The sequence below is a fragment of the Nonomuraea sp. NPDC050478 genome, from assembly GCF_044458265.1.
GTDB classification, from domain to species: domain Bacteria; phylum Actinomycetota; class Actinomycetes; order Streptosporangiales; family Streptosporangiaceae; genus Nonomuraea; species Nonomuraea ferruginea.
Genome location: NZ_JBITHT010000006.1, coordinates 533,131 through 554,806, shown reverse-complemented (window position 1 = coordinate 554,806; position 21,676 = coordinate 533,131). Strand labels below are relative to the sequence as shown.

The window sequence follows — 21,676 nt, the reverse complement described above, 5'->3', positions numbered from 1 at the left end:
CCTCGCGGAGTGCGGGCTTCTTCGTCAGGTGTGGCTCAGCGGGTGACCTTGCCGGCTTTGATGCAGGAGGTGCACACGTTGAGCTTCTTCGGCGTCCCGCCGACGACGGCGCGGACCGTCTGGATGTTGGGGTTCCAGCGGCGGCGGGTGCGGCGGTGGGAGTGGGACACGTTGTTGCCGAAAGTCGGTCCCTTGCGGCAGACATCGCAGACGGAAGCCACGGTATCGCTCCTTAAAACAGTCGATGTAGCCCTGTCCGCTGATGCTGTGAGGGCGGAGGGCATGCCGGGACAACCGGCTAGCCAGGCAAGAATATCGGATCGCCACCAGTGCGTGCGAACCGATCACTGGGACCGGGCGTGACGCGACGATATTCTCCTCTGTGTCGAAACTGTAGCACCGGGAGGTCGGGGCGTGCCCATGGACGTTCTCGATCCGCCCTCGGTGCGGCGGTGGGCGCGGCTGGCGGCCGACGCGCTGGGCAGGGCCAGGGCCGACATCGACGCGCTGAACGTGTTCCCGGTGGCCGACGGCGACACCGGCACCAACCTGCATCTCACGATGCTCTCGGCCGCCGAGGCGGTGGAGTCGCTGCCCGACGACGTGGACGCCGGCGTGATGTGGCAGACGCTCTCGTACGGGGCGCTCGTGGGCGCGCGCGGAAACTCCGGGGTGATCGTCAGCCAGGCGCTGCGCGGGCTGGCCGAGGTCCTGAAGGACGGCGCCGACCTGCGCGCGGCGCTGTCCAGGGCCGCCGACCTGGCGCGCGGGTGCGTGGCCAGGCCCGTCGAGGGCACCGTGCTGAGCGTCCTGACCGCGGCGGCCGCGGCCGTGCAGGAGGTGGAGAGCGGGCCGGCGGAGGTGGCGCGGCGGGCCGCCGAGGAGGCCCGCGCCGCGCTGCGCCGTACGCCCGACCAGCTCGACGTGCTGGCCCGCAGCGGCGTGGTCGACGCGGGCGGCGCGGGGCTGGCCATCGTGCTGGAGTCGCTGGCCGCGGCGATCACCGGCAGCCACCGCGAGCGCTACGACGTGCCCGCGCCGACGGCGAGGGTCACGCCGATGACCGAGGTGGGCGCCGGCTACGAGGTGATGTACCTCCTCGACGCCGACGACGGCGCGGTCGGCAAGCTGCGCGAGGAGCTCGACGCGATGGGCGACTCGCTGGTCGTGGTCGGCGGCGACGGCCTGTGGAACGTGCACGTCCACGTCGGGGAGGCCGGGCCCGCCATCGAGGCGGCGCTGCGGGTGGGCAGGCCGCACCGCATCAGGGTCACCTACCTCGCCGAGCGCGCCAGGGGCGTGGGCGACGGCAGGGGAGTGGTGGCCGTGGCGGCGGGCGAGGGCATCGCGAAGCTGTTCGAGGAGTGCGGCGCGGTCGTGGTGCGCCGCGAGCCGGGCGGCCGGCCCGCGCTGCCCGCCATGCTCGCCGCGATCCGGCAGGCGGGCCGCGAGGTCGTGGTGCTGCCCAACGACGAGGACGCCGGCGCGGTGGCCGTGGCTGCGGCGGAGATCGCCCGCGAGGACGGCGTGGTGGTGACCGTGCTGCCCACCAGGGCGACCGTGCAGGGGCTGGCGGCGCTGGCCGTGCACGACCCGCTGCGGCGCTACGACGACGACGTGGTGGCCATGACGGGCGCGGCCGGCCACACCCGCTACGGCCATCTCGCTGTCGCCGACCGCGAGGGGGTCACCAGCGCGGGCCTGTGCCACCCCGGCGACGTCCTGGGGCTGATCGACGGCGACGTGGCGGTGATCGGGCGGACGCTGGAGGAGGTCGCCGCGCTGGTGGTCGACCGGATGCTGGCGGGCGGCGGCGAGCTGGTGACGCTGGTGACCGGGGCCGGCGCGCCGGCCGGGCTCGCCGACGGCGTGGCCGCTCACCTGCGGCGCGCCAGGCCCGACGCGGACCTCGTCGTCTACGGCGGCGAGCAGGGCGGTTACCCGCTTCTCATCGGTGTCGAGTGATTCCTGTCGGCCGTACGCGGTAGAACTAGGTGCCGTGAGCCGTTTCGACGAGCCTCTGACGAAGGCGCTCGACCCGAAGACCGCCAAGCTGCTGGGCGGCGTGCTCGGCCTGGAGACCGTGGGCGACCTGCTGCGCCACTATCCTCGCCGCTACGCCGAGCGCGGCGAGCTGACCTCGCTCGACGCGCTGTCGGTCGACGAGCACGTCACCGTGGTCGGTGAGGTGACCCGGCTGATGCGCAAGCCGATGCGCAACCGCGGCGGCACGTGGCTGGAGGTCGAGGTCGTCGACGGCACCGGCAACAAGATCTACCTGTCGTTCTTCGGCAAGGGCTCCCACGCCGCGGAGTCGCGGCTCAAGGCGGGGCGGCGCGGCATGTTCGCCGGCAAGGTCGGCCTGTTCGGCGCCCGCGCGAAACCGCGCTGGCAGCTCGCCCACCCGGAGTTCGAGCTGTTCGAGGAGGGTGAGGCGAGCGCCGAGGAGTTCGCCGCCGCACCCGTGCCGATCTATCCGGCGGGCAAGGACATCACGCCCTGGGCGATCAGGCGGGCCGTCGGCGTGGTCCTCGACACGCTGGGCCCGCTGGACGATCCGCTGCCCGGCGAGCTGCGCGCCCGTCACCGCCTCACCGGCCTGGCCGACGCGCTGGAGGCGATCCACCGGCCGAAGGACCATGCCGACGTGCAGCGGGCGCGCAAGCGGCTGAAGTTCGACGAGGCGTTCGTGCTGCAGTCCGTGCTGCTGCAGCGCCGGCAGGCGGCCGTCGCCTGGCCGGCCAGGCCGCGGCCGCGCCGCGATGACGGCATGCTCGCGGCCTTCGACGGGCGGCTGCCGTTCGCGCTCACGGAGGGCCAGGCCCAGGTCGGCGAGGAGATCGCCGACGACCTGGCCGCCGCGCACCCGATGCACCGGCTGCTGCAGGGCGAGGTCGGCGCGGGCAAGACCGTGGTGGCGCTGCGGGCCATGCTGCAGGTGGTCGACGCGGGCGGCCAGGCGGTGCTGCTCGCCCCCACCGAGGTGCTCGCCCAGCAGCACCACCGCTCGATCACCTCGATGCTGGGCGATCTGGCGCAGGGCGGCATGTTCGGCGGCACCGCCGTCACCCTGCTGACCGGCTCCATGGGCGCCCAGGCCCGCCGGGCGGCCCTGCTCGACGCGGCCTCCGGCACGGCAGGCGTGATCGTCGGCACCCACGCCCTGCTGCAGGAGCACGTCCAGTTCGCCGACCTGGGCCTCGTGGTGGTCGACGAGCAACACCGCTTCGGCGTCGAGCAGCGCGACGCGCTGCGCGAGAAGGCGGGCGAGGCGCGCCCGCACGTGCTGGTGATGACCGCCACCCCGATCCCGCGCACGGTCGCCATGACGGTCTTCGGCGACCTGGAGGTGTCCACGCTCTCGCAGCTCCCCTCGGGCCGCGCGCCGATCACCACCCACGTGGTGCCCGCCGCGCAGAAGCCCCACTACCTGGAGCGCACGTGGGAGCGGGTCCGCGAGGAGGTCGCGCTCGGCAGGCAGGCCTACATCGTCTGCCCGCGCATCGGCGACCTCGAAGGCGACGAGGGCGACCTGGCGGCCCAGGAGACCCCGGCGGCCGACGACGAGCGCCGCCCGCCGCTCGCGGTGCTCGACGTGGCCGAGCTGCTCGGCCAGGGGCCGTTCCACGACCTGAGGCTGGGCGTCCTGCACGGCAAGCTCCCGCCGGAGGAGAAGGACGCGGTCATGCGCGCCTTCACCCGCGGCGAGCTCGACATCCTGGTCGCGACCACGGTCATCGAGGTCGGCGTGGACGTGCCCAACTCCTCCGTCATGATCATCATGGACGCCGACCGGTTCGGCGTCTCCCAGCTCCACCAGCTCCGCGGCCGCGTCGGCCGGGGCGGCCTGCCGGGCCTCTGCCTGCTGGTCACCGACTTCGCCGACGGCACCCCCGCCCGCGCCCGTCTCGACGCGGTCGCCTCGACACTCGACGGGTTCGAGCTCTCCCGGGTCGACCTGGAGCAGCGCCGTGAAGGCGACGTCCTGGGCGCCGCCCAGTCGGGCAAGCGCTCGTCCCTGAAGCTGCTGCAGCTCCTCAGGGACGAGGACGTCATCGCCGCGGCCCGCGAGGAGTCCGCCGCCCTCCTCGCCGAGGACCCGGAGCTGGCCTCCCACCCCGCGCTGAGGGCCGAGATCGACAGACTCCTGGAAGACGAGAAGGCCGAATACCTGGAGAAAACCTGACCGGGCGGCGTCAAGGCGCCGCGCGCCGGAGAAGGACGAAGTAAGAAAAGGACCCAGCCGCGGGGACGGCCTCCCCCCGAATGCCGTCCCCGGCTGGGCCCATCCCTCGGGTCAGGTGCCGAGGGTACCGACGTGCGGAAGGGCTCACGATCACGCCGGTCGGCCTCCTCTGGGTCACCTCGAAGGCCGCAGAACTCATCTTGCTCACTGAGCGCACCGGTGTGAATCACCCTTGCGCAGTCGAGGCCGACACTTGTCCACTCTTGACCTGCGTGAACATGCGGAACAATGGCCCACATGACTCGTATCATCGCGGGCGCCGCAGGTGGACGGCGGCTGGAGGTGCCGCCGGGCCGCGGCACGAGGCCGACCAGTGACAGGGCGCGCGAAGGCATCTTCTTGACGCTCGACTCGCTGTACGGGCTCGCGGGCGCCCGGGTGCTGGACCTGTACGCGGGTTCGGGGGCGGTCGGGCTGGAGGCACTGTCGCGGGGCGCGGCCCATGCGCTGATGGTGGAGTCCGACCCGAAGGCGGTGCGCACGATCCGGGCCAACATGGCGGCGCTCCGGCTCGACGGCGCCGGGGTCGTGGCCGACCGGGTGGAGCGGGTGCTGGCCAAGCCGTGCGCGGAGCCGTACGACATCGTGTTCGCCGATCCTCCGTACGCGGTGGGCGGCGAGGAGGCGACCCGGGTGCTGGAGTCGCTGCGGGACAACGGGTGGTTGCTGCCTAGCGCTTTGGTGGCTTTTGAGCGGGAAAGCAGAGGAAAAGCCCTGGTGTGGCCGGATGGTTTCATTGAGGAGAGGGTCCGTCGTTACGGCGAAGCGTCCGTTTGGTACGGTCGCGCCGCCGGGGAATGATGACCGTCCGTAGACCAGAGGAGGCGTCTTGCGCCGCGTAGTCTGCCCGGGGTCGTTCGACCCCATCACCAACGGCCACCTCGACATCATCGCCAGAGCCGCCCGGTTGTACGACGAGGTCGTCGTCGCCGTGCTCATCAATATCGAGAAGAGCAGCCTGTTCACCGTCGACGAGCGGATCGAGATCCTGCAGACGGTGACCAAGGAGTACTCGAACGTCAAGGTGCTCAAGTTCCACGGCCTGCTGGTCGACTTCTGCAAGCAGAACGACATCCCGGCCATCGTCAAGGGCATCCGGGTGGTCAGCGACTTCGACTACGAGCTCCAGATGGCGCAGCTCAACTACCGGTTGTCGGGCGTGGAGACGCTGTTCATGCCGACCAATCCCGAATACTCGTTCCTGTCGTCGAGCCGGGTGAAGGAGATCGCCCGGTACGGTGGAGACGTGTCTGGCCTGGTCCCCGACCTGGTCCACAAGCTGCTCGTCGAGCGGCTCAAGGGCTGACGGCGACCTGGTATCCTTTCTTTTCGGCCCTGTACGACAGCGATTTCGCCATGCCTAGCGAGAGCAGGATGACTCAGCACCTCGACCCCCGCTCCCCTTGGGTGATCTCCACCCATGACCTGGGAAAGCGGCCGGGCACGATGCGCGAGCTCTCCCTGGTCCTCCCTGCGCCGGCGGATCTCGGCGTCGACATGATCGGCGTCCTCAAGGACGCCGAGGTCGAGCTGGCTCTCCGGCTCGAAGCAGTGATGGAAGGCGTGCTCGTCTCGGGCACGGCGCACGCCCCGTTGTCCGGGGAGTGCGCGCGGTGCCTGGATCCGGTGTCCTCCGACATCGAGGTCGAGCTGCAGGAGCTGTTCTTCTACTCCGACGAGGACGCCTCCGAGGACGATTCGCTGCTCGACGGCGAGTTGTTCGACCTGGAGCCGACGTTCCGCGACGCGGTGGTGCTCTCGCTTCCGCTGAGCCCCGTCTGTCAGGACGACTGCCAAGGGCTGTGCACGGAGTGCGGGATCAAGCTGGCCGAGGCCGGTGACGATCACCGTCACGAGAAGATCGACGCCCGCTGGGCGTCGTTGCAGGGTCTGATGACCGAGAACGATAACGATCAGGAGAAGTGACGTGGCCGTCCCGAAGCGAAAGATGTCGCGGAGCAACACCCGCGCCCGTCGCTCCCAGTGGAAGACGACTGCTGTCGCCCTGGTGAGCTGCCCGCAGTGCCGGTCTCCGAAGCAGCCGCACATCGCGTGCCCCACCTGCGGCACCTACAACCGTCGTCAGGTCGTCGAGCCGTCTGCCTGATCCACCGAGTTGACGTGATTCCGGCCGGGTGCCATTGTGCCCCGGTCGGCGTTACCGTCTCAGACGTGTGCGGTGGCGGTCTCGCCCGCGGCCGTGGTGGACGCCGGGGATCCGATCCCCCGACGCCCACCACGTTTTCGGGCATCATCCGCGGCCGTCGCGCCATGTGGAGATGTCCGAGGAGGAAAGCACGTGGGCGCAGGTCCTAAGCCGGTGGCCGTGGAGGTCGCCAAAGACGAGCTCGAGCGAGTCCTGTCGGTGGCTCTCGGCCCCGACATCCTGGAGCGGGCGCTCACGCACCGCTCCTACGCGTACGAGAACGGCGGCCTGCCGACCAACGAGCGCCTGGAGTTCCTGGGCGACTCCGTGCTCGGCCTCGTGGTCACCGACACCCTCTACCACAACCACCCCGACCTGCCCGAGGGCCAGCTGGCCAAGCTGCGGGCCGCGGTGGTCAACATGCGTGCCCTGGCCGACGTGGCCAGAGGGCTCGGCGTCGGCCGGTTCCTGCGGCTGGGCCGGGGCGAGGAGGGCACCGGCGGGCGCGACAAGTCCTCCATATTGGCCGACACCCTGGAGGCGCTCATCGGCGCCGTCTACGTCGACAAGGGGCTCGACGAGGCGTTCCGGGTCGTCCACCACCTCTTCGACCCGCTGATCGTGCGCTCGGCCTCGCTCGGCGCGGGGCTCGACTGGAAGACCTCGCTGCAGGAGCTGACCGCCTCGGAGGCGCTCGGCGTGCCCGAATACCACGTCGAGGAGAGCGGCCCCGACCACGCCAAGTCGTTCACCGCCGAGGTGCGGGTGGGCGGCGAGTCCTACGGTTCCGGCACCGGCCGCAGCAAGAAGGAGGCCGAGCAGCAGGCCGCCGAGGCCGCCTGGACCCGCATCAGGGCCGGCCGCGAGCAGCGCGAGAGCCAGCCGGCGGGCTAGGTTGCCGGAGCTGCCCGAGGTCGAGGTCGTCCGCCGCGGCCTGCGACAGTGGGTGATCGGGCGGGAGATCGACTCGACCGAGGTGCTCCATCCCCGCGCGATCAGGCGCCACCTGCCCGGGGCCCTGGAGCTGGCTGCGCGGCTGCGCGGCCGCACGCTGGTCTCGGCCGAGCGGCGCGGCAAGTATCTCTGGCTGCCGCTGTCGGGCGACGAGGACGCGCTGATGGCCCATCTCGGGATGAGCGGCCAGTTGCTCGTGGTGGAGCGGGACGCGCCGCCGGAGAAGCATCTGCGGGTGCGGATCCGCTTCCGTGACGGCGGCCCCGACCTGCGCTTCGTCGACCAGCGGACGTTCGGCCACATCATGGTCAGCCCGCTGGTCGCCGGCGTGCCTGAGCCGATCACGCACATCGCGCCCGATCCGTTCGAGGAGGCCTTCGACGACGCCCGCTTCGCCGCCGGCCTGCGCGGGAAGCGGACCGAGATCAAGCGGGCGCTGCTCGACCAGTCGCTGATCAGCGGCGTCGGCAACATCTACGCCGACGAGGCGCTCTGGCTGGCCCGCCTCCACTGGGCGCGGCCCACCAACACACTGACACGCCCCAAGATCACCGAGCTGCTGGCGGCGGTCCGCCAGGTCATGGGCGCCGCGCTGCTGCAGGGCGGCACGTCCTTCGACAGCCTCTACGTCAACGTCAACGGCGAGAGCGGCTACTTCGACCGCTCGCTGGAGGTCTACGGGAGGCAGGACCAGCCCTGCTCGCGCTGCGGCACCCCGATCAGGCGCGAGCCGTTCATGAACCGCTCCTCCTACTTCTGCCCCCGATGCCAGCGACGGCCACGCTGACGGCGGCGAGCGCCGCTCCCAGCCACATCACCGCGGCGACGGAGACCCCGTCCGCCACCCGGCCGCCGGCGAACGCGCCGAGCGCGATGGAGACGTTGAAGGCGCAGACGAAGAGCGCGGTGCCGAGCTCGCCGCCGCCCGACCGCATGATCCACAGCTGCAGGGTCACGCCCACGCCGCCGTAACCCACGCCCCACACCACCAGCGCGGCCAGGGGCAGGTCGATCAGCGGCAGCGCCGCGGTGGCGACGGCCATGAGCGCGGCCAGGGTGACGAGCACGGCCCTGGGCCTTGCCGCCGCCCGCGCGCCCGCTGCGAAGTTTCCCGCCACGCCCGCGGCGCCGTACAGGAGGAGCGCCGCGCCGACGAAGGCGGGACCCGCGCCCGCTACCTGCTCCAGGAACGGCCGTACGTAGGTGTAGGCGGCGAAGTGGCCGGACACGATCAGCACGGTCAGGACGAGAACCACCTTGAGCGGCCGTGAGAGCTTCCCTGTGCCACCCGCCGCGGCCCCGGACGGGCCGGGCTTGGTGGGCGGTTCGCCGGGCAGCGGCGGGAGCGTCGCGGCCAGCAGGGCGACCAGGGCAAGCGCGGCCACCCCCAGGGCGGCGAACGCCGCTCTCCAGTCCGCGAACGAGGAGAGGAACGCCGCCGCCGGCACGCCCAGCACGGACGCCACGGACACGCCCGACAGGATGATCGACGTGGCCCGGCCGACGAACCGGTCCGGCACCAGCCGCGGCCCGAGAGCGGCCGCGAAGGCCCAGAACCCGCCGATGCTCACTCCCGTCAGCACCCGGGCGGCCAGCATGAACGGATAGTCCTGGGCCAGCGCGCCCGCCAGGTTGGCGACCCCCAGCAGGGCCATCAGCCCCAGCAGCGTGACGCGCCGGTCCAGCCGCCGGGTGGTGATCGCCAGCACGGGCGCCGCGACGGCGGCGACCAGGCCGGGCGCGGTCATCATCAGGCCGGCGGTGCCGTCGGACACGCCCAGGCTGGACCCGATCGACGTCAACAGGCCGACGGGCAGCATCTCGCTGGTCACGAGGATGAAGGTGCCCGCCGCCAAGGAGGTCACGGCGAGCCACCGCGCCCGGTCGGCGGCGGATTCGGAGGCGGGCTCAACGGTCGTCGTCATGCCGCTCAGACTCGCCGCCGGCCCGTCCCGGGAACAATGACGAAGGCCGAAGGCTTGGTTGAGTCAGGTTAAGCGATCAGCGGAGGATGGGATGGAGTTCAAAGAGCTGGAGTGCTTCGTCGTGCTCAGCGAGGAGCTGCATTTCGCCCGTACGGCGGAGCGTCTCTACCTGTCGCCGGGCCGGGTGAGCCAGCTCATGCGCTCGCTTGAGAGCCGGATCGGCGCCAGGCTGTTCCACCGGACCAGCAGGCGGGTGCGCCTCACGCCTCTCGGCGAGCGTTTCCTGTCCGATCTGCGGCCCGCCTACGACGGTCTGGCGAGCGCGGTGGGCCGGGCGAAGGCGGCCGCCCGGGAGGTCACCGGCGTGCTCAGGGTGGGGTTCCTGGCCAGTCCCACAGACGTCGTCACGGGCAGCGTGCGGGCTTTCGAGAGCCGCCATCCCGGGTGCGAGGTCGAGTTGGTGGAGATCCCGCTCTCCGACCCGTTCGGGAGGCTACGGGAGGGGCGGATCGATCTCGCGTTCACGCTGCTGCCGGTGGACGAGCCTGACCTGGCCACGGGTGAGGCCCTGAACCGGGTCTCCTACGAGCTCGGCGTATCCGTCCGTCATCCGTGGGCCGGGCGGGCCGGGATCGACGCGGAGGAACTGGCCGGCATCCGCCTGATCGGGCTCGACGGCCCCGCGCCCCGCGCCTGGCTGGAGCGGATCACGCCCTCCCTGACCCCGCGCGGGCGGGTGATCCCCAGGGCGGGTACGGTGTCCACCGGTCAGGAGGGGCTGACCCAGGTGGCGCTCGGCCGGGGTGGCATGCTGTTCTGCGCGCCGACGGCCGCTCACCACCGGCGCCCCGACGTGAGCTTCGTGCCCGTCACCGGGCTGCCTCCGTCGATACTCGGGCTGGCCTGGGTCAAGGAGGCGGAAACAGCGGTGATCCGGGCGTTCGGCGCCGCGGCGGCCGGGCAAGCGGCGGTGGCCGGGCCGATGGTGGCTTGACGGCCCGGCGCGGGAGGAGCCGCAGGAGACGCGGCTGAGGACACTGGTCGAGACACAGCGGGTGATATGGACGACGTACGGCTGACGGCCTGGGTGCGCGGACGGGTGCAGGGAGTCGGGTTCCGCTGGTGGACCAGAGCCAGGGCGCTGGAGCTCGGCCTGGCAGGATGGGCCAGGAACACCGACGACGGCCGGGTGGAGGTCGTGGCCGAAGGGCCGCGCGACGCCTGCGTCAAGCTCCTGGAGCTGCTCCGAGGTTGCGACACGCCGGGAAGAGTCGATGGAGTAGTGGAACGTTGGAGCGAACCCCGAGGTAGTTTGGGCGGTTTTGTGGAGAGGTAGGCGGTTTCGTTAAACCGCGCAAATAGGGTATAGTTATATGTCGGGAGTGCCTGCGGGTGGGTTCCAACAGTCGCTTCGACTTGACCGCCCACACTGCCGGTGCGACTCTTGTTAGGTACCACGCGCACCCCTCCCGCGGAATAAAGAAGTGCGCGAACCAGTCTGGTCACTCAGCGTGGAGGACCCTTTACCATGGCGAAGGCTCTACTCGGCCACGTCGGCGGTCCTGACCCTCGTATGGTCTCGGAGATGCGTCGCCTGCAGCAGCGCATCCGTGACCTGGAGGCAGAACTCATCCGACTCCAGGCCCAGAATGACGCTCTTGCGGCGCAAACCCGCGATGAGGCGCTCAGTCGCATGCAGGAGCGCGAGCCGGCACTCACCTGAGAGTGATCGGAGCGCAAGATCCAGGGACGTCTCGGAGAGGCGTCCCTCGTTATTTGGTTCAATTCGACATAATGTTCTGATTCGAGACAGTTTCGTACCTTCTCGACAGGGATCCGGCTGGTCTCGACTGCACCCGCGAGCGACGGGCAGTCGGGACCAGTAGTCTTTCCCGGAGTCCGTCCAGGGAGAAGGGGGTCCGCGCTTGTATTTGAAGACCCTCACGCTGCGCGGATTCAAGTCCTTCGCCTCCGCGACCGCCCTGCGTTTCGAGCCCGGCATCACCTGTGTGGTCGGTCCCAACGGCTCCGGCAAGTCCAACGTCGTCGACGCCCTCGCCTGGGTGATGGGCGAGCACAGCGCCAAGTCGCTGCGCGGCGGCAAGATGGAGGACGTCATCTTCGCCGGCACCTCGTCCAGGCCGCCGCTCGGCCGCGCCGAGGTCACGCTCACCATCGACAACACCGACGGCGCGCTGCCCATCGACTACACCGAGGTGACGATCAGCCGGCTGATGTTCCGGTCCGGGCAGAGCGAGTACGCGATCAACGGCGACACCTGCCGGCTGCTCGACATCCAGGAGTTGCTGTCCGACTCCGGCATCGGCCGCGAGATGCACGTCATCGTCGGCCAGGGCCAGCTCGACGCCGTGCTGCACGCCGGGCCCGAAGACCGGCGGGCGTTCATCGAAGAGGCCGCGGGCGTGCTGAAGCACCGCAAGCGCAAGGAGAAGGCGCTGCGCAAGCTCGACGCGATGCAGGCCAACCTGACCCGCGTCCAGGACCTCGCCACCGAGCTGCGCCGCCAGCTCAAGCCCCTGGGCCGCCAGGCCGAGATCGCCCGCAAGGCCGCCGTCATCCAGGCCGACCTGCGCGACGCCCGGCTGCGGCTGCTCGCCGACGACGTCTGCACGCTGCGGGCCAGGCTGGAGCGCGAGGCCGCCGACGAGGCCGCGGTGCTGACCAGGCGCTCCCAGGTGGAGACCGCGCTGGCCGAGGCCCAGGAGCGCGAGACCGCGCTCGACGCGGCCGAGGCCGAGACCCAGCCGCGCCTGGCCGCCGCCCAGGAGACCTTTTTCCGGCTGTCCTCCCTGCGCGAGCGCATCTCCGGACTGGAACAGCTCGCCGCCGAACGCCACCGCCACGCGCTCGACGCCGCCGCCATCGAGCGCCGCGGCCGCGACCCCGAAGACCTCGAACGCGAGGCGGCCGAGGTCCGCGAGCGCGAGCTGATCCTGCGCGCCGAGCTGGAGCAGGCCCAGGAGCTGCTGGAGGAGGCGGTGCAGCAGCGGTCCGACGCCGAGGCGGAGCTGGCCGCCGAGGAGCGCCGGCTGGCGATGGCCGCCAGGGCCGCCGCCGACCGCCGCGAGGGCCTGGCCAAGCTGCGCGGCCAGGTCGACTCCGTACGGAGCCGGACACGGGCCGCCGAGGAGGAGATCGGGCGGCTGGAGCGGTCGGTGGCCGGGGCCGTCGAGCGCGAGCGGCTGGCCCGCGAGGAGCTGGAGGCGCAGCGGCTGGAGCAGCCCGAGATCGATCCGGCGCTGGCCGAGGAGCTCGCCACCGCCCAGGAGCGGGTCGAGCAGGCCAGGGCGGCCGCAGAAGAAGCGCGGGCCGCCGTCATGAGCGCCGAGGCCGCGCTGGAGGGCCCGCGAGCGGCGCTCAGGGCCGCGCGAGCGGCCGTCGGCACGGCGAGGTCCGCCGACCAGGAGGCCCAGCAGGCCGTGGCGGCGCTGCGCGCCCGGCGCGACGCCCTGGAGCTGGGCCTGGCCAAGGGCGACGGGGGCGCGGCCCTGCTGGAGACCGACCTGGCGGGCGTGCTCGGCCCGCTGGCGGCGGTCATGCAGGTCACCCCCGGTGCGGAGCCGGCCGTCGCGGCGGCGCTCGGGCCGGTCGCCGAGTCCATCGCCGTCAAGTCGGTCGCCACCGCGGTGAACGCCCTGGAGCTGCTGCGCGTCAAGGACGCCGGCCAGGCCACCCTCCTGGTGGCGGCCCCCGACGACACGCCCTCCGTCCGCGGGAGCGCCGTGGCGCTCTCCGCGACCGGGGAGAACGGCGGTGCCGGGCCAGGCGGTTCCGAGGTGCTTTCCGCGTATCCGGAGAGCGGCGAAGGCGTGAGTGACGGTGGAGCGGGGGAGGCGCCGGGTGGGGGGCGGTGGGCGGCTCAGCTCGTCACCGTGCCCGCGCATCTGCGGGCGGCGCTGGACCGGGTGCTGGCGGGGGTCGTGGTGGTGGCCGACCTCGAGACCGCGCGCCGGGTGGCCGAGGAGCATCCGGGGCTGCGGGCCGTCACGACGGGCGGCGACCTGGTGGGGGCGCACGTCGCCGCCGGCGGGTCCGAGGGCGGCACGTCCGTGCTGCAGGTCAGGGCGGCGCTCGACGACGCCGTCGCCGATCTGGAGGACGCCGGGACACGCGCGGGCGAGACGGCCGCGGGGCTGGAGGAGGCGGTCGCGGCCGAGCACGCCGCCCAGGCGGCTCTGGAGGCCGCGCAGGCCGCGGTGAGCGAGGCGCAGTCCGCCGCCGGCGCCGCCCAGGGGCAGGCGAACGCGGCCCAGGGCATGCTCGACCAGGTCAGGGCCCGTCAGCGGGAGGCCGACCAGGCCACCGCGGCGGTCGCCAGGCGGCTGGCCCAGCTGGAGGCCGCCGCCCAGGCCGCCCGCGACGAGGCCGAGCGCCTCGGCCGGAGCGTCGCCGCCGCGCAGGAGGCCCGCGCCGAGGGCCTGGAGGAGCTGTCCGAGCTGGAGATCCGGCTCGCGGAGGCCGAATACGCGCAGGAGCTGGAGAGCGAGCCGACCACCGACCGGCGCGACGAGCTCGCCACGGTGTCCGAGACCGCCCGCCGGCGCGAGATGGAGAGCCGCCTGCAGGTCCGCACCGCCGAGGAACGCGTCAAGGGCATGGAGGGCCGCGCCGACGGCCTGCTGCGGGCGGCGCAGCGCGAACGCCAGGAACGCGCCCAGGCGGCCGCTCAGCGCGCCAGGAGGCGTGAGCAGGCGGCGGTCGCCCAGGCCGTCAGCGCGGGAGCCAAGAGGGTCCTGACAGCCCTGGCCGGCTCCGTCGGGCTGGCCGCCCGCGAGCGCGACGAGGCCGAGCTGGCCAGGGTGGCCGTCGACGCCGAGCTGAAGCAGGTCCGCCTGCGCGTCCGCGAGCTGGGCCAGGAGCTCGACAAGCTGGTCAACCGCGTCCACGGCAACGAGGTGGCCCGCACCGAGCAGCGCATGCGCCTGGAGCAGCTGGAGCGGCGGGCGATGGACGAGTTCGGAGTGGAGTCGGAGGCCCTGGTCGCCGAGTACGGCCCCGCCGCTCAGGTGCCGGGGGACCCGCCCGTCCCGTACGTGCGCGAGGAGCAGGAGAAGCGGGCCCGCACCGCCGAGCGGCAGATGAACCAGCTCGGCAAGGTCAACCCGCTGGCCCTGGAGGAGTTCGCGGCGCTGGAGGAGCGCCACGCCTTCCTCAACTCCCAGCTGGAGGACCTGAAGAAGACCCGGCGCGACCTGCTGACCGTGGTCAAGGAGGTCGACGAGCGGGTGGAGCTGATGTTCGCCTCCGCCTACGAGGACGTGGCGCGCGAGTTCGAGCAGATCTTCACCCGGGTCTTCCCCGGCGGCGAGGGCCGGCTGGTGCTCACCGAGCCCGGCGACATGCTCACCACCGGCATCGAGGTCGAGGCGAGGCCGCCGGGCAAGAAGGTCAAGCGGCTGTCGCTGCTGTCGGGCGGCGAGCGGTCGCTGACGGCGGTGGCGTTCCTGATCTCGATCTTCAAGGCGCGGCCGTCGCCGTTCTACGTGATGGACGAGGTCGAGGCCGCGCTCGACGACACCAACACCCAGCGGCTGCTGAAGCTCTTCGAGGAGCTGCGGCAGAGCTCGCAGCTGATCGTCATCACCCACAACAAGCGCACGATGGAGATAGCCGACGCGCTCTACGGCGTGTCGATGCGCGGTGACGGTGTGACGCAGGTGGTCAGCCAGCGCCTGCGGGAGCGAGAGCCCGCCTGATCGGCGCGCCCTTGGTCCTGACCATGCCGGTCCATCTGGAAAACTGACATCTTGTGGATGGTTACCTCGGCGTGATCGTGATCGTGGTCCTTGTCGCCCTCATCGCGGCAGGTGGCCTGTTCCTGCTCTTCCGGCCGGGAGGCAAGGCGGCCCCGCCGCCGCCTCCGGAGGCACCGCCTCTTCCCGAGGAGGAGGAGAAGCGGCCCCCGGCGGAGGAGGCCGAAGGCGCGACCACGACCATTCCGCCGCCGGCCAAGCCCGCCGAGCCGATGGTCAAGGCGCCCGAGCTGGAGGTGCCGCCGCCGTCGGCCGGCCGGATGGTGCGGCTGCGCTCCCGGCTGGCCAAGTCGCAGAGCGCGCTCGGCCGCGGCCTGCTGGAGCTGCTGTCCCGCGACCGCCTCGACGACGAGGTGTGGGACGAGATCGAGGAGCGGCTGATCACGGCCGACGTCGGCGTCGCGCCGACCCAGGCCATGGTCGAGGAGCTGCGCACCAAGGTCAAGGTGCTCGGGAGCCGCAGCCCTCAGGAGGTCCGCGAGCTGCTGCGCGAGCAGCTGCTCATCCAGATCAACCCCGACCTCGACCGCGGCCTCCACATCGCCAAGCACGGCGAGCGGCCGGCGGTGGTGCTGGTCGTGGGCGTCAACGGCACCGGCAAGACGACCACCACCGGCAAGCTGGCCCGCTCGCTGGTCGGCGACGGCAAGAAGGTCGTGCTCGGCGCGGCCGACACCTTCCGCGCCGCGGCCGCCGACCAGCTGCAGACCTGGGGCGACCGGGTGGGGGCCGACGTGGTGCGCGGCCCCGAGGGCGGCGACCCGGCCTCGGTGGCGTTCGACGCGACCGCCAGGGGCATGGAGGAGAAGGCCGACGTGGTGATCGTCGACACGGCCGGCCGCCTCCACACCAAGACCGGCCTGATGGACGAGCTGGGCAAGGTCAAGCGGGTCATCGAGAAGAAGGCGACCGTCGACGAGGTGCTGCTCGTCCTCGACGCGACCACGGGCCAGAACGGCATGCGCCAGGCCCAGGTGTTCGCCGAGGTGGTCAACATCACCGGCATCGCGCTGACCAAGCTCGACGGCACGGCCAAGGGCGGCATCGTGATCTCCGTCCAGCGGGAGCTGGGCGTCCCGGTCAAGCTGGTGGGTCTGGGCGAGGGGCCGGACGATCTGGCGCCGTTCGACCCCGAGGTGTTCGTGGAGGCCATCCTTGGCGACTAAAAGGTCACTGATTAGGAAATAATCCTTTTCACGTTAGCTCTTGTCGTCCGACGGAAGCCGTGTTGATATTGGACGATCTGTCTGTCATTGATCGGGAAAGGCCGAACATGAAGAAGGTCGTGGTCCATAAGCCGGGGACCGTCAAATTGGCCGGGGCGGCGACGCCGAAGCACGCCGCCTGACCTCCTCCATGGCAGAGGGCGCGGCGCCAGCGGACGGGGGCGCCGCTCCCGCTTTTTCTCGCGATCCGGTTTTTCGGACCGTGATTGCGGTGTTTTCTGCTCGCCAGGGGAGCGACGATTCTGAAAAGGATCATTTTCGACGCCCATCGTGGTCTCCGGGGCCCTTACACCTTCGGAGCCGCGCTCATGCACGCGCTCGTCCCCGAGGCGGGGGACGAGCTGATCGCCGCCTACGACATCGAGATCAGGACGGTGGCGCCCGCGCTGCGCGACCGGGTGCCCGCCCGGCGGGTGACGCTGGCCGACCGGCTGCCCCAGGGTGAGCGCATCCTGGTGCCCGCGCCGCTGCGCACGCTGCGGCTGGCGAACGGGCTGGCGGAGTTCGTCCGCGGTCATCTGACGGCCGCGGGGCCGATGGAGCTGCGGGTCGCCAACACCGCGCACGCCGACCCCACCGACCTCCAGCTGCTGGACGTGCTCGAACGGCGGGTGCCCGGCCTGGCGATCGTCCGCGAGCCGTCCGGGCCTTCGCACCCGGCTCCCTCGTACGCGCTCGGGCCCGAGCTGGACCGATACCGCAACGAGGGCTTCCACCACGCGATGGCCGAGGCCGGGGCGGCGCTGCTGCCCACGCTGCCGGAAGGCGGCGCGCAGTGGTGGACGCTCGCGCACCGGGCCGCCACCGCGCTGGCCGCGCTCGACCGCGAGGACGAGGCGCGCGAGCTGCTCGACCGCGGCCGGCGGGCGAGCACCGACCCCAAGAACCTCGCGACCGCCGCGTACGCGACCGCGATGCTGCTGGTCAGGCACCACGACCCCGGCAGGCGGGACCCTGAGGAGGCGCTGGCCTGGATCAACCAGGCGGTCGCGCTCACCTCGCTGCTGCCCGACCGGCGCGAGCGGGCGTTCCACCTGGGCTTCGACCTGAACGGCAAGGCGCTCGTGCAGGTCCGCCTGGGCCGCGCCGGCGAGGCGATGCGGCTCGTCCAGGAGGCCATCGACCTGGGCGAGCGCGACCTGGCGCCGGGCCATCCGATCCACCGGCTGGTGCTGCGGGCCAACCGGGCGCAGCTGCTGGCCGTGCTCGGCGACCCGGAGGCGGCGCTGGCCGACCTGGACGCCGCCGTCGCGGCCGATCCCGGCTATCCCGACTACTACGTGGACCGGGGCAACCTGCGATACAGGCTGGGGCGGCTGGACGAGGCGGAGGCCGACTACGAGAGCGCCATGCGGGCCGGGCCGCCCTTCCCCGAGCCGTACTACAACCGCTCGGAGGTGCGGTACGCGCGCGGCGACCTGGCGGGCGCGCTGGCCGACCTGGACCACGCGGTCGAGCTGGATCCCGGCTTCACCGACGCGTACGTCAACCGGGCCGGGCTGCTGGTGGCCATGGACGAGTTCGACCGGGCCAAGGCGGACGTCGAGCGGGATCCGGGCAACCCGTTCCTGCTCAGCGTGCTGGGGCAGATCGAGACGGCGCAGGGCAACCTGGTGGGCGCGCGCAAGGCGTTCGACTCGGCGCTGGAACGGGCGCCGGAGCTGGCCGCGGCCTGGGCCGGGCGCGGGGCGCTGGCGTTCGAGGAGGGCGACGCGCACGCGGCGGTGGCCGACCTGACCAGGGCGGTCGAGCTGGAGGACGGGGCCGAGGTGCGGTTCAACCGGGCCTACGCGCTGCGCTCGCTCGGCGACCTGGAGGCGGCGCGCGCCGACCTCCGGCACGCCGCCGCCCTCGCTCCCGAGGACGACCAGATCGGCGAGGCCCTGGCCGAGCTCGCCTAGGACGGCAGGAAGGCGCGCAGGTCGGCGAGATGGGGCTCGATGTCGAGGCCCTGGCCGGCCAGCCAGGCGGGGTTGCCGTAGGTGCCGCGGTAGCGGTCGCCGCTGTCGCAGATCAGCGTGACGATGCTGCCGCGCTCCCCGGCGCCGCGCATCTCCTTGATCAGCTCCACGCAGGCGGCGACGTTGGTGCCGGTCGAGCCGCCCACGTCGCGGCCGGTGACCTCACGCACCCAGTGCATGGCGGCGATCGAGCGGGCGTCGGGCACCGCGATCATACGGTCGATCACCGTCGGCAGGAACGACGGCTCGACGCGCGGCCGGCCGATGCCCTCGATCCGTGAACCCGGGGCGGTGACCTCGGGGTCGCCGGAGACCCAGCCGGGGTAGAAGGCCGAGCCCTCCACGTCGGCGACGGCCAGGCGTGTCGGGTAGCGGCGGTAGCGGATGAAGCGGCCGATCGTCGCGCTGGTGCCGCCGGTGCCGGCGCCGACCACGATCCAGGTGGGTTCGGGGTGCGGCTCCATGAGCATCTGGTCGAAGATCGACTCGGCGATGTTGTTGTTGCCCCGCCAGTCGGTCGCCCGTTCGGCGTAGGTGAACTGGTCCATGAAGTGGCCGCCGGTCTCGGCCGCGAGCCGGCGGGACTCCTCGTAGATCGCGCCCGGATCGCCGACCAGGTGGCACTTGCCGCCGTAGAACTCGATCAGGTGGATCTTCTCGGGCGAGGTGGCGGCCGGCATGACCGCGATGAACGGCAGCCCGAGCAACCGGGCGAAGTAGGCCTCGCTGACCGCGGTCGAACCGCTGGACGCCTCCACGATCGTGGTCGTGGGGCCGATCCACCCGTTGGCCAGGCCGTACAGGAAAAGAGACCGGGCGAGCCGGTGTTTGAGTGAACCGGTGGGGTGCACCGACTCGTCTTTCAGGTAGAGGTTTACCTCCCACTCCGAGGGAAGCGGGAACACGTGCAGGTGCGTATCACAACTCCGGTTGGCGTCGGCCTCCACCTTGCGGACGGCCTCGGCCACCCATTGGCGTGTCGCCGGAGCGTGGCGGTCCACGAAATCCATGCCCATACGCTATCCCATGTGATTCCCGCCACATTTTCCACGAAATTGAGCGGATGATGTTATGATTATGAAACTTGTCCAGCCGTGGACGTGATGTCGCACGCCGCGAGCACAGGGACTGTTCACCTCTCTGACCAGCGCGGAACCCCTAACGCGGCCCTTACGCGGGGCCTGCGACGATGGAACCGCTGTCAGTCGGCTGGTGCCGAACGGGGGATAGCGCAAGGGGGAATGATTTGATCACGATGACCGAAGAGCAGCGTCAAGACTGGTTCGAGCGCGATGTCGTGCCCGTGACGTCGCAGCTGTTCGCGTCCGCCATGCGTCTGACCCGTAACACCGCCGATGCCGAGGACCTGGTGCAGGAGACCGTGGCCAAGGCCTTCACGTCCTACCACCAGTTCCGCGAGGGCACCAACCTCAAGGCCTGGCTGCACCGGATCCTCACCAACAACTTCATCAACGACTACCGCAAGAAGCAGCGTTCGCCCAAGCTGTCGGCCGCCGAGGACATCGAGGACTGGCAGCTGCACGCCGCCGAGTCCCACACCTCGACCGGTCTGCGCTCGGCCGAGACCGAGGCGCTCGACCGGCTGCCCGACAGCGTGGTGATGAACGCGCTGCGCTCGCTGCCCGAGGACTTCCGGGTGGCGGTCTACCTCGCCGACGTCGAGGGGTTCGCCTACAAGGAGATCGCCGAGCGGATGGGCACGCCCATCGGCACCGTGATGTCCCGCCTGCACCGGGGGCGCAGGCAGCTGCGCGGCATGCTGGAGGAGTACGCCCGGGAGGAGGGCGCGGTCCGCGAGGCCGCGCCGAGCGCGGCCTGAGGTCGCGGAGCCGCCCGCGTGTTACGCGACGGCTATGAGCGCCACCGCGCCCAGCGCGCATGCCACGCCGGCGAGCTGGATCGCGTGCAGCCGCTCGCCGAGCACCCGCCTGGCCAGCAGCAGCGTGCTGGCCGGGTAGAGAGAGACCAGCACCGCCACGAGGCTCAGCATGCCCTGCCGCTGGGCCAGCAGGTAGAGCACGTTGGCGGCCATGTCGAGGACCCCCGCGGCGACGATGACGCCCAGCGAGCCGGACGCCGGCTTCAGCGCCCGCCGGGTGGCCAGCGCGAGCAGGAGCACCAGACTGATGGACGAGACCCGGGCGCCGGCCAGCGGCCAGAGCCCGGACTCCGCCGAGGCCATGGCGAGCAGGATGAAGAAGCCGCCGAACCCCGCGCCGGCGGCCAGCGCCGTGAGCACCGAACTCGCCGACCCGCTCGCGCTCCCGGACCGGTCCTGGCTGATGAGGAGCACCGCGCCCAGCCCGAGCGCCACCCCGAGCAGCGCCGTGGCCTCGGGACGCTCACCCTGGAGGAGCCCGAACCCGACGGGCAGCGCCGCGGAGGTCACGGCGGTGGTCGGCGCCACCACGGACATCACGCCGGTGGCCAGCGACCGGTAGAACAGCACCAGGCCGGCGGCGCCCGACAGCCCGGCGCCGAGCCCCCAGAGCACGGCCCGGCCGTCGAAGGCACCGGGCAGCGCGGGCAGCAGGGCCAGGATCAGCGCGAGCCCGGCCAGCTGGGAGAGCGCGACCACGGCGAGCACCCGCGATCGTCGGGTGGCCAGGCCGCCGAAGAAGTCGGCCGTGCCGTAGACCACCGCGCTGGCGGTCGCGAGGATCACCGCGATCACGTTTCACCATCCCTTGGTTCAATATATTGCACTCCTAGTACACCACACAGAGTGCACTGTGGTGCAAACTCTTTCCACTACACTGCACAAGGGTGGAGAACACCGAGCTGATCACCCAGGCCATCGCCAGCAACGTGCGCGCCCAGCGGGCCCATCGCGGGCTCACCCTGGACGCGCTGGCCGCCCGGTCAGGCGTCAGCCGGGGCATGCTCGTCCAGGTCGAGCAGGGGAGGACCAACCCGAGCGTGTCGACCCTCACCCGGATCGCCTCCGCCCTGGGCGTGACCGTCGCCCGGCTGGTCGAGGTCGGCGACGTCCCGGTGGTCCGCATCGTCGGCAAGGCCGACGCGGTCACCTTCGACCAGGGCGACGTGCGGGCCAGGCTGCTGGTCGGCGCCGACTCGCCGATGATCCTGGAGCTGTGGGACTGGCGGCTGGCGCCCGGCGAACACCACGACGGCGACCCGCACCCGGCGGGCACCAGGGAGATGCTGACCGTGCTGCGGGGCGAGCTGACCCTGACGGTCTACGGCAAGAGCCACGTGATCGGCACCGACGACGCGGTGCTCTTCACCGCCGACAGGGCGCATCGCTACGCCAACGAAGGCGACGGCGAGCTGCGGTTCATCATGGTCGTGGCGGAGCCGCGCGAGGTGGCGGACCACTGACGCCGACTCCCGGCTGTGAAACTTCTTGACGACTGTGAGCTGTGGGTGGGTACACCTCTTCGTGTGCGACGGACCGTCGGC

20 protein-coding genes are annotated in these 21,676 nt (G+C 71.7%); 16 read left to right on the top strand and 4 right to left on the bottom strand.

What is annotated here, in order from left to right:
• Window positions 1-35: 35 nt before the first annotated feature.
• Entirely contained in the window at window positions 36-221 is a 186-nt protein-coding gene (rpmB, locus tag ACIBF7_RS31695) for a 50S ribosomal protein L28 (protein ID WP_043618345.1), read from the bottom strand.
• A gap of 199 nt (window positions 222-420) precedes the next feature.
• Between rpmB and ACIBF7_RS31690 the strand changes: the two genes are divergently transcribed.
• The 8 genes from ACIBF7_RS31690 (at window position 421) to mutM (ending at window position 8,133) form a co-directional block, all read left to right on the top strand.
• A complete protein-coding gene (locus ACIBF7_RS31690; protein ID WP_397198791.1) occupies window positions 421-1,965 on the top strand; it encodes a DAK2 domain-containing protein in 1,545 nt (514 codons plus the stop codon).
• A gap of 34 nt (window positions 1,966-1,999) precedes the next feature.
• Complete coding sequence (gene recG / locus ACIBF7_RS31685; protein ID WP_397198790.1) at window positions 2,000-4,186, top strand: ATP-dependent DNA helicase RecG; 2,187 nt, start codon at window positions 2,000-2,002, stop codon at window positions 4,184-4,186.
• Window positions 4,187-4,483: 297 nt separating this feature from the next.
• Window positions 4,484-5,047 carry a 16S rRNA (guanine(966)-N(2))-methyltransferase RsmD gene (rsmD, locus tag ACIBF7_RS31680; RefSeq protein WP_148029519.1) on the top strand — a complete coding sequence of 188 codons (564 nt, stop codon included), beginning with the start codon at window positions 4,484-4,486 and terminating at the stop codon, window positions 5,045-5,047.
• A 28-nt stretch (window positions 5,048-5,075) separates the two neighbouring features.
• On the top strand, window positions 5,076-5,552 hold the full coding sequence (gene coaD, locus ACIBF7_RS31675) for a pantetheine-phosphate adenylyltransferase (protein ID WP_148029520.1): 477 nt from the start codon (window positions 5,076-5,078) through the stop codon (window positions 5,550-5,552).
• A 68-nt stretch (window positions 5,553-5,620) separates the two neighbouring features.
• A complete protein-coding gene (locus ACIBF7_RS31670; RefSeq protein WP_397198789.1) occupies window positions 5,621-6,172 on the top strand; it encodes a YceD family protein in 552 nt (183 codons plus the stop codon).
• A gap of 1 nt (window position 6,173) precedes the next feature.
• The gene (rpmF, locus tag ACIBF7_RS31665) at window positions 6,174-6,353 is read left to right on the top strand and encodes a 50S ribosomal protein L32 (RefSeq protein WP_082535183.1); all 180 of its coding nucleotides are present in this window, start codon (window positions 6,174-6,176) and stop codon (window positions 6,351-6,353) included.
• Window positions 6,354-6,566: 213 nt separating this feature from the next.
• Complete coding sequence (rnc, locus tag ACIBF7_RS31660) at window positions 6,567-7,286, top strand: ribonuclease III (protein WP_148034313.1); 720 nt, start codon at window positions 6,567-6,569, stop codon at window positions 7,284-7,286.
• 1 nt (window position 7,287) lies between these two features.
• Window positions 7,288-8,133, top strand: a complete 846-nt coding sequence (gene mutM, locus ACIBF7_RS31655) for a bifunctional DNA-formamidopyrimidine glycosylase/DNA-(apurinic or apyrimidinic site) lyase (RefSeq protein ID WP_148029522.1) — start codon at window positions 7,288-7,290, stop codon at window positions 8,131-8,133.
• Here mutM and ACIBF7_RS31650 read toward each other — a convergent pair.
• On the bottom strand, window positions 8,081-9,271 hold the full coding sequence (locus tag ACIBF7_RS31650) for an MFS transporter (RefSeq protein ID WP_397198788.1): 1,191 nt from the start codon (window positions 9,269-9,271) through the stop codon (window positions 8,081-8,083). The genes mutM and ACIBF7_RS31650 overlap by 53 nt on opposite strands.
• Window positions 9,272-9,362: 91 nt before the next feature.
• Here ACIBF7_RS31650 and ACIBF7_RS31645 point away from each other — a divergent pair, with 91 nt between their 5' ends.
• The 6 genes from ACIBF7_RS31645 to ACIBF7_RS31620 all read left to right on the top strand — a co-directional run bounded on the left by ACIBF7_RS31645 (window position 9,363) and on the right by ACIBF7_RS31620 (window position 18,172).
• Window positions 9,363-10,265, top strand: a complete 903-nt coding sequence (locus tag ACIBF7_RS31645; RefSeq protein ID WP_148029524.1) for a LysR family transcriptional regulator — start codon at window positions 9,363-9,365, stop codon at window positions 10,263-10,265.
• 66 nt (window positions 10,266-10,331) lie between these two features.
• Window positions 10,332-10,607 (top strand): acylphosphatase, encoded by a 276-nt coding sequence (locus tag ACIBF7_RS31640; protein WP_148029525.1) that lies wholly within the window; start codon window positions 10,332-10,334, stop codon window positions 10,605-10,607.
• A 192-nt stretch (window positions 10,608-10,799) separates the two neighbouring features.
• A complete protein-coding gene (locus ACIBF7_RS31635; protein ID WP_055505123.1) occupies window positions 10,800-10,994 on the top strand; it encodes a hypothetical protein in 195 nt (64 codons plus the stop codon).
• Window positions 10,995-11,196: 202 nt separating this feature from the next.
• Window positions 11,197-14,988 (top strand): AAA family ATPase, encoded by a 3,792-nt coding sequence (locus tag ACIBF7_RS31630; RefSeq protein ID WP_397198787.1) that lies wholly within the window; start codon window positions 11,197-11,199, stop codon window positions 14,986-14,988.
• Window positions 14,989-15,041: 53 nt separating this feature from the next.
• Complete coding sequence (ftsY, locus tag ACIBF7_RS31625; RefSeq protein WP_148029527.1) at window positions 15,042-16,211, top strand: signal recognition particle-docking protein FtsY; 1,170 nt, start codon at window positions 15,042-15,044, stop codon at window positions 16,209-16,211.
• A gap of 368 nt (window positions 16,212-16,579) precedes the next feature.
• Window positions 16,580-18,172 (top strand): tetratricopeptide repeat protein, encoded by a 1,593-nt coding sequence (locus ACIBF7_RS31620; protein ID WP_397198786.1) that lies wholly within the window; start codon window positions 16,580-16,582, stop codon window positions 18,170-18,172.
• On the opposite strand, the gene ACIBF7_RS31615 is transcribed toward ACIBF7_RS31620, so the two are convergent.
• Window positions 18,169-19,242 (bottom strand): PLP-dependent cysteine synthase family protein, encoded by a 1,074-nt coding sequence (locus ACIBF7_RS31615; protein ID WP_148029529.1) that lies wholly within the window; start codon window positions 19,240-19,242, stop codon window positions 18,169-18,171. The genes ACIBF7_RS31620 and ACIBF7_RS31615 overlap by 4 nt on opposite strands.
• Before the next feature lie 245 nt (window positions 19,243-19,487).
• On the opposite strand from ACIBF7_RS31615, the gene ACIBF7_RS31610 reads away from it, so the two are divergent.
• Complete coding sequence (locus ACIBF7_RS31610) at window positions 19,488-20,072, top strand: sigma-70 family RNA polymerase sigma factor (protein ID WP_187280970.1); 585 nt, start codon at window positions 19,488-19,490, stop codon at window positions 20,070-20,072.
• Between the two features lie 21 nt (window positions 20,073-20,093).
• On the opposite strand, the gene ACIBF7_RS31605 is transcribed toward ACIBF7_RS31610, so the two are convergent.
• A complete protein-coding gene (locus ACIBF7_RS31605; protein WP_219543724.1) occupies window positions 20,094-20,927 on the bottom strand; it encodes a DMT family transporter in 834 nt (277 codons plus the stop codon).
• 92 nt (window positions 20,928-21,019) lie between these two features.
• On the opposite strand from ACIBF7_RS31605, the gene ACIBF7_RS31600 reads away from it, so the two are divergent.
• Window positions 21,020-21,595 (top strand): helix-turn-helix domain-containing protein, encoded by a 576-nt coding sequence (locus ACIBF7_RS31600; protein WP_219543725.1) that lies wholly within the window; start codon window positions 21,020-21,022, stop codon window positions 21,593-21,595.
• Window positions 21,596-21,676: the final 81 nt, after the last annotated feature.